Origin of the sequence: Flavimobilis rhizosphaerae, from assembly GCF_014852685.1 — a bacterium.
Lineage (GTDB): Bacteria > Actinomycetota > Actinomycetes > Actinomycetales > Cellulomonadaceae > Flavimobilis > Flavimobilis rhizosphaerae.
This window is the reverse complement of sequence record NZ_JACZDF010000011.1, coordinates 1-7,597: the sequence shown is the minus strand read 5'-3', so window position 1 is coordinate 7,597 and position 7,597 is coordinate 1. Positions and strand designations below refer to the sequence as shown.

7 protein-coding genes and 1 pseudogene are annotated in these 7,597 nt (G+C 70.6%); 5 read left to right on the top strand and 3 right to left on the bottom strand.

Going from position 1 to position 7,597, the window contains the following annotated elements:
- The first annotated feature begins 269 nt into the window (after positions 1 to 269).
- Complete coding sequence (locus IGS67_RS13440) at positions 270 to 1,553, top strand: aspartate kinase (RefSeq protein WP_192282189.1); 1,284 nt, start codon at positions 270 to 272, stop codon at positions 1,551 to 1,553.
- A gap of 3 nt (positions 1,554 to 1,556) precedes the next feature.
- A complete protein-coding gene (locus IGS67_RS13435; protein WP_192282186.1) occupies positions 1,557 to 2,636 on the top strand; it encodes an aspartate-semialdehyde dehydrogenase in 1,080 nt (359 codons plus the stop codon).
- Between the two features lie 27 nt (positions 2,637 to 2,663).
- Here the strand turns inward: IGS67_RS13435 and IGS67_RS13430 are convergent, their stop codons facing one another.
- Positions 2,664 to 2,987, bottom strand: a complete 324-nt coding sequence (locus IGS67_RS13430; protein ID WP_192282184.1) for a hypothetical protein — start codon at positions 2,985 to 2,987, stop codon at positions 2,664 to 2,666.
- 135 nt (positions 2,988 to 3,122) lie between these two features.
- On the opposite strand from IGS67_RS13430, the gene IGS67_RS13425 reads away from it, so the two are divergent.
- Both IGS67_RS13425 and IGS67_RS13420 read left to right on the top strand, forming a co-directional pair.
- Positions 3,123 to 4,070: a hypothetical protein gene (locus tag IGS67_RS13425; RefSeq protein ID WP_192282182.1), complete on the top strand. Its 948-nt coding sequence runs from the start codon at positions 3,123 to 3,125 to the stop codon at positions 4,068 to 4,070.
- Positions 4,071 to 4,121: 51 nt separating this feature from the next.
- Positions 4,122 to 5,081, top strand: a complete 960-nt coding sequence (locus IGS67_RS13420) for a hypothetical protein (RefSeq protein WP_192282180.1) — start codon at positions 4,122 to 4,124, stop codon at positions 5,079 to 5,081.
- Between the two features lie 23 nt (positions 5,082 to 5,104).
- On the opposite strand, the gene IGS67_RS13415 is transcribed toward IGS67_RS13420, so the two are convergent.
- Entirely contained in the window at positions 5,105 to 5,968 is an 864-nt protein-coding gene (locus IGS67_RS13415) for a hypothetical protein (protein ID WP_192282178.1), read from the bottom strand.
- A gap of 279 nt (positions 5,969 to 6,247) precedes the next feature.
- Here IGS67_RS13415 and IGS67_RS13410 point away from each other — a divergent pair.
- A pseudogene (locus IGS67_RS13410) lies at positions 6,248 to 7,165 on the top strand (IS256 family transposase); the annotation flags it as partial.
- Between the two features lie 5 nt (positions 7,166 to 7,170).
- On the opposite strand, the gene IGS67_RS13405 reads toward IGS67_RS13410, so the two are convergent.
- A partial coding sequence (locus IGS67_RS13405; RefSeq protein WP_235978412.1) for a transposase occupies positions 7,171 to 7,597 on the bottom strand: 427 nt, incomplete at its 5' end.

Here is a 7,597-nt window from a genome sequence, read left to right as displayed (position 1 = left end):
TCTTCGATCATCTCGCTTCCCCAGCACCAGGTGCTGGATTCAGCGTGTCCAAGAACCGGGGTCAGGCCCCCGGCGACGTGGCTCGATAGCCCATCAGGCCAGGTATGGCGCACGGATGGGCTATCGAGCCAAAGCGGGGAAGGGACGGGGCGGGTCCGGGGGGTGGATGGTCCGTGCGGAGCGGCGCGCGGCGCCGCTACCATCGGGGTGTTCGAACAAGCACCTGGTGGACGTTTAGATCAACGGGACCAGTGACGAAAAGAGCACACATGGCACTCATCGTGCAGAAGTACGGCGGCTCCTCGGTGTCCGACGCCGAGAGCATCAAGCGCGTCGCCAAGCGCATCGCAGAGTCCAAGCGCGCCGGGAACGACGTCGTCGTCGTGGTCTCAGCCATGGGCGACACGACGGACGAGCTCATCGACCTCGCCCAGCAGGTGACGCCCGCCCCGCCGCAGCGAGAGATGGACATCCTCCTCACCGCCGGCGAGCGCATCTCGATGTCGCTCCTCGCCATGGCGATCAACAACCTCGGCGTCAAGGCCAAGTCCTTCACGGGCCAGCAGGCTGGCGTCATCACGGACGCCGTGCACGGCAAGGCACACATCGTCGATGTCGTGCCTTCGCGGGTGCGCGAGACGATCGAGAAGGGCTCGGTCGCGATCGTCGCCGGGTTCCAGGGCGTCACGCGTGACACGAACGACGTGACGACGCTCGGCCGCGGCGGCTCCGACACGACGGCCGTCGCGCTCGCGGCGGGCCTCGGCGCGGACGTCTGCGAGATCTACTCCGACGTCGACGGCGTGTTCACCGCCGACCCCCGCATCGTGCCGGCGGCCCGCAAGGTCGACCGCCTCACGTACGAGGAGATGCTCGAGATGGCGGCGAGCGGGGCGAAGATCCTGCACCTGCGCTGCGTCGAGTACGGCCGTCGCTACGACGTGCCGATCCACGTGCGGTCCTCCTTCTCCGGCAAGGAGGGCACCCTCGTGACCAACCGACCCCTGACCGCCGAGAACGGCGAGGAGCTCCCGATGGAAGACCCGATCATCACCGGCGTGGCCCACGACCGGTCCGAGGCCAAGATCACCGTCGTCGGCGTGCCCGACGTCCCCGGCACGGCCGCGCGCATCTTCGAGGTCGTCGCGACCGCGGGCGCGAACATCGACATGATCGTCCAGAACATCTCGGCGGCCCAGACGGGCCTCACCGACATCTCGTTCTCGCTGCCCGAGGGTGACGTCCCGGCGACGCTCGCGGCCCTGCGCGTCGCACAGGACGAGATCAAGTTCGAGTCGCTGCAGTTCGACGACCAGATCGGCAAGCTCTCGCTCGTCGGCGCGGGCATGAAGTCGAGCCCCGGCGTCTCGGCGAAGCTCTTCGGGGCGCTGCGGGACGCGGGCATCAACATCGAGATGATCTCGACGTCCGAGATCCGCATCTCGGTCGTCACGCGCGAGGACTCGCTCGATGACGCCGTGCGCGCGGTCCACTCGGCCTTCGATCTTGACGGTGACGCCGAGGCCGTCGTCTACGCGGGAACGGGGCGCTGAACCATGTCGCAGAACCTCACTGTCGCCGTCGTCGGCGCGACCGGTCAGGTCGGTGCCGTCATGCGCCGCCTCCTCGCCGAGCGGAACTTCCCAGTCGGCACGATCCGCTACTTCGCGTCGGCCCGGTCGGCGGGCAAGGTGCTCGACTGGAAGGGCACGGACGTCGTCGTCGAGGACGTCGCGACCGCTGACCTTGCGGGCATCGACATCGCGCTGTTCTCCGCGGGCGGTGCGACGTCGAAGGCGCAGGCTGAGCGGTTCGCCGCCGCGGGCGCGATCGTCATCGACAACTCGTCCGCGTGGCGCCTCGACCCGGACGTGCCGCTCATCGTGTCCGAGGTCAACCCGGAAGCCGTCGTCGAGGCCCGCAAGGGCATCATCGCGAACCCCAACTGCACGACGATGGCCGCGATGCCCGTCCTCAAGCCGCTCTCGGACGCGGCCGGCGGCCTGCAGCGCCTCATCGTCTCGACGTATCAGGCGGTCTCGGGCTCGGGCCTCGCCGGGGCGACGGAGCTCGCCGACCAGGTGCGTGCCGCCGTCGCGGGCGACGTCCCGCTCGAGGAGCTCGTCACCGACGGCTCCGCTGTGACGCTGGCCGAGCCGAGCACGTACGTGCGGAACATCGCGTTCAACGTCGTCGCGATCGCGGGCAGCATCGTCGACGACGGGTCGCTCGAGACCGACGAGGAGCAGAAGCTCCGCAACGAGTCGCGCAAGATCCTCAGCCTCCCCGACCTCGCGGTCTCGGGCACGTGCGTGCGCGTCCCGGTGTTCTCGGGACACTCGCTCGTCGTCAACGCCGAGTTCGCCGAGCCGATCTCGTCCGAGCAGGCCACGGCGCTGCTCGAGCAGGCGCCGGGCGTCGAGGTGACGGACGTTCCCAACCCGCTGCAGGCGGCGGGCGCCGACCCGTCGTTCGTCGGCCGCATCCGCGTCGACCAGTCCGTGCCCGGCGGCAAGGGCCTCGCGCTGTTCATCAGCAACGACAACCTCCGCAAGGGTGCCGCGCTCAACGCGGTCCAGGTCGCGGAGGTCGTCGCGTCGCGCCTCGCCGAGGTGCGTGCCGCCTACCAGGGCTGACACCGGCAGATGACGGGCCCGGTCACCTCACGGTGACCGGGCCCGTCGTGCGTGACGTCGGCAAGCGCGCTGCGCGGTGGCCCCGGCGCCCAGCGCGATGGTCCCGGTGTCGCACGGCCGCAGCGGCTCGTGGCCGGAGGGACCGAGCGACGCCACCGGCCGCACGTAGAACCACCAGACGAGCGGCACGTAGAACACGGCGAGCACGCACTGCAGCGCCGCGATGATGACGACGGCGACGACGAACCCTCGCCACCCGACGCTCAACCCGTCGACGAGAACGCCGGCGATGACAAGTCCGAGTGCGGTGGCACCGAGAGAGACGACCAGACGAATGAGCAACCGGATCATGGCTCTCCAGGGGAGTCGTACATCGGTCTGCGAGTGTTCCGTGGTTGCGTCCTCACACCAGTGAGGGACCGGGGGAAACCCCTCTTGGTCCGTTCTTCCGCGCAAGGGTGTTCTCCTCCCACTACGCTCCCTCTCATGACACAGGGGAGCACCGCAGGACGGACGCCGCAGGACGAGCTCGAGAGGGCGCTCGCGGCTCTTGCGGAGCGGGCTCCGCTCGAGGACGCGCTCGGCGCGGCCCGCGCGGTGGTCGCGGAGAGGACGGCAGCGGTCACGGCGGCGCGGGCGCTGATCGTCACGGAGTCGGAGGACGTGCGCGCGCTCGAGGGGGCCACGTGGCGGAGGCTCATGGCAGCGGTCCGCGGGACGACCCACGAGGAGCTGAGCCGCGAGAGGGCGCAGGTGGTGCGCGCCGAGGCCGCATACGTGCTTGCGGTCGACCAGCACGAGGCAGCCGTCGCGCACGCCGACGAGCTGCGTGCGCGGCTCGCGCGGACGCGGGACGCGGAGGCACGGGTGCGGCGCGCGCGTGGCGAGCTCGAGCGTGCGCTCCTGGCGCACGGTGGGAGCGGCAGCGCCAGGCTCGAGGAGATCGCGACGCAGGTGGCGACGCTGCGCGCCGAGGGGACCGAGCTTGCCGAGGCGGTCTCGGCGGCGTCGACGGCGGCGATGCTCCTGGCGCGGGCCGGGGAGTCGCTCGACGAGGCGATCGAGATCGTGGCCTCGCGCAGGGTGCTCGTGGTGCCCGGCGCACCGTGGGACGCGCTGGCGATCGCCGCAGAGGACGTGCGGCGTGCGACGGCGGCGGTCGCGAGGCTCGACGCCGAGCTCGCTGACGTCAGGGTCGTGCGCATGGGGTCCGTCGGGCTGGACCGCCTGCTCATGTCGGCGGAGGCCTGGACCGATGCGTTCGTCTTCCGGGCCGGATCGGGGCGCGAGCTCGTGCGGACGAGGTCGCGCGTGAGCAACGCCTTCTCGACAGCGTGCCACCTTGAGCGTTCCCTCACGTCACGAGCGTCGGATGTCAAAGCGAGGATCCGCGCTCTCGACGAGGAGCGATCGACGATCCTCGCGCGCAGCTGACACGCCCAACCGCGTGCCGCGAGCATCGTCATGCCCGCTACACTCCCTCACGTGACGCAGGGGAACACCGCAGGTCGGACGCCGCAGGACGAGCTCGAGGACGCGCTGCGTGCGCTCGCGGAGAACGACGCGCTCGAGGTCGCACTCCGGGACGCGCGTGACGTCGTCGTCGCGCACGCCGCCGAGGTGACGGCGGCGGCCGCGCTGCTGCGCCGGGAGACCGACGACGTGCGCAGGCTCGAGGGCTTCTCATGGCGGCGCCTCGGCGCGGCCGTACGTGGCACGACGCACGAGGACCTGCTGCGTGAGAAGGCGGAGCAGGTGCGGGCCGAGGCCAGCCACACGCTCGCGGTCGACCGGCACGCGGCCGCGGTCGCGCACGTCGAGAGCATCGAGGCGCGGCTCGTCGACAGCCGTGACGCGGCTTCGCGGGTCGCGCGGGCACGCGCCGCGCTCGAGGCGTGGGTCATCGCGCAGGGCGGTGAGGACGGCCGCCGGCTCGAGGACGTCGCGGGGCGTGCAGCGGCGCTGCGCGCCGAGGCGACGGAGATCGCGGAGGCGCAGTCCGCTGCGTCGACGGCGGCGGCGCTCCTCGCGCGGGCGTGCGAGTCCCTGAGGTCGGCGGGCGGCTGGGCGACGTACGACACGTTCTTCGGCGGCGGCTTCGTCGGCGACCTCATGAAGTACGAGGCGATCGACCGCGCGACCGAGGAGCTGCGGGCGGCGAACGACGCGCTCGTGCGGCTCGACGCCGAACTGAGCGACGTCCGGCTCGCCGGGGTGGGCGGCGTGGGGATCGGTGAGATGACGCGCGTCGCTGACGTGTGGTTCGACTGGTTCCTCTCCGACCTCACGGTGCGGGACAAGATCGCCGACGCGCGGACGCACGCCGAGCGCACGCTCGTCGCGGTGCGTCAGGTCGAGACGGAGCTCGGGTCGCGCGCCGGGACGGTTGCGGGACGGCTGCGGGTCCTCGACGAGGAGCGGGCGGAGATCCTCGCGGCGTGGTGAGCGGCGCTCGTGTGCCGTCGAAGTCATGTGCCGAGGCGCTCGGAGAGGCACCGCAGGAGCGGCAGGACCGCCGTGGAGTCGTCGTCGAGCGGCATCGCGGGATCCGCGGCCTCGAGCACCTGCTCAGCGATCTCGCGGGCGTCTGAGTCCGTGATCTCGCGGATGCTCGACGCGGGGCCGTCCATCGCGCAGAGGCGGGCGGCGATGCTGTCGTGACGGTGCAGCACGAGCAGCACCTCCAGGGGCACGCGGCGGGCGGTGCTGACGTCGAGCGTCACGACGAGCGTGAACGTGTCGAGGGCCGGCAGGGGCGGCAGTGAGAGGTCTGCGTCGGCCTGCTCCTCAAGACCCGCCGGGTCGAGCCCGAGGCCTGCGAGGGACGCGTGCACGTCGGCGAGGTCGATCCCTGCGAGGTGAGCACCGATGACGAGCGTCTCGGTGTCACGGACGGGGTCGATGACGAGCCGGGCGGGCGTGGCGGCGCGCATCTCGCCGAAGCGTTCGACCCAGGTGGGGACGGGCGTGCTGCGCGTCGCGAGCTCGTTCTGGGAACGGCGCCAGATCTCGCGGTCGCACGCCATCGGGACGATGAGGTGCAGCGCGGCCGTCGAGCCGGGTGTGTCCGTCGCGAGGAGCGCCTCGATGACGGCGCGGATGTCGCCGAGGTGCCGCATGGTCTCGGCGGTGAGTCGCGCGGCAGGTTCGAGCGGGCTGAGGGTCCGAGAGACCTGGCCGATGAGGTCGGTCGCGAGCGGTGACGCGAGCGCGGTGTCGAAGGACGCGACGATCGCTTCGAGCCCGGGCTGACGCGAGCGGTCCGTGCGGTCGTGACGGGCGCCGGCGGGACGGTGGGTGCTGCACGTGCGTGCGCTCGAGGTGGAGGTCATGGCGGGGACGCTAGGTGCGTCTGCGAGACGTCGCGAGGGTGCGACCGACTTCTGTGGACGACGGCTGCTGCGCGAGTGTCTGTGGACGACCGGGCGACCGGGCGGCCACGGGCTGGTCGGCTCCGTGGCGCCCAGGCACAGAGCCGCGTGCTTTCCCGAACAGTAGTGCCCCTTAATGTGGTGTAGCGCCCGGTGGCCGGCTCGTCGCGAGACGTGAGCGCGGCCACCGTGTGATCCTTCGAGGAATCTCCTACAACCCACTCGAAAGGCATCATCACGATGACCGCACCTCATATTGTCGACCCTGCCCGCCTGCTTGGCGAAGCCCTCGCCGATTCGTCGCCGGATCTGATGCGCAGCCTGCTGCAGACCATGATCAACGCGCTGTTGTCCGCTGACGCGGACGCCGTGGTCGGCGCGGAATGGGGCCAGGCCTCCCCGGACCGTGTCGCGCAACGCAACGGCTACCGACACCGCGACCTGGACACCCGGGTCGGCACGATCGACGTCGCGATCCCGAAGCTGCGGGCGGGCACGTATTTCCCGGAGTGGCTGCTGGAGCGCCGCAAACGGGCCGAGACCGCGCTGATCACCGTGATCGCGGACTGCTACCTCGCTGGCGTCTCGACCCGCCGGATGGACAAGCTCGTGAAGACCCTCGGTATCCACTCGCTGTCGAAGTCCCAGGTCTCCCGGATGGCCGCGGAGCTCGACGAGCACGTCGACCAGTTCCGACACCGGCCCCTCGATGAGGCCGGCCCGTTCACGTTTGTCGCCGCCGACGCGCTCACCATGAAGGTCCGTGAGGGCGGCCGCGTCATCAGTGCGGTGGTGCTGGTCGCGACCGGAGTCAACGCCGACGGGCGCCGCGAAGTCCTCGGACTGCGGGTCGCGACCAGCGAGACCGGCGCGGCATGGAACTCGTTCTTCGCTGACCTTGTCGCCCGCGGCCTCTCAGGCGTCCGCCTGGTCACCTCCGACGCCCACCAGGGGCTGGTGGAAGCGATCGCGGCGAACCTGCCCGGCGCGGTCTGGCAGCGATGCAGAACCCATTACGCCGCGAACCTGATGTCGGTGACGCCGAAGACCATGTGGCCGGCGGTCAAAGCGATGCTGCACTCCGTCTACGACCAGCCCGACGCGCAGTCAGTGCACGCCCAGTTCGACAGGCTGCTGGACTACGTCGACGGGAAACTGGCTCTTCACGATTGAGGGTGTAGTTGGGGTCTGAATCCTCCGGCTTCGAGCAGACTGCGGGCGATGTAGTTTGTGAGGTTGCGGAATCCCAAGGCTGAGCCGCGCAGGTGTTCCAGTCGGCCATTGAGGGCCTCGGTCGGACCATTGGAGGTGTGGGGGCGCTCGAAGTAGGCCAGGACGTCTGCGGCACGCCGCTTGAGGGTGCGTCCCAGCGTGGTGATCTCCGCGAGGACGGCGGGGACTTCGCGGCTGATGGCATCAATGAGGTGGGCGAGCTGGGTCCTCCCGGCGGCCCGGTCGGGGTTGCGGTAGGCGCCCACGATCTTCTGGTAGACGCTCCAGCTGGCTTCCACCTGGGCGTGACGGGGGCCTGACCCCGGTTCTTGGACACGCTGAATCCAGCACCTGGTGCTGGGGAAGCGAGATGATCGA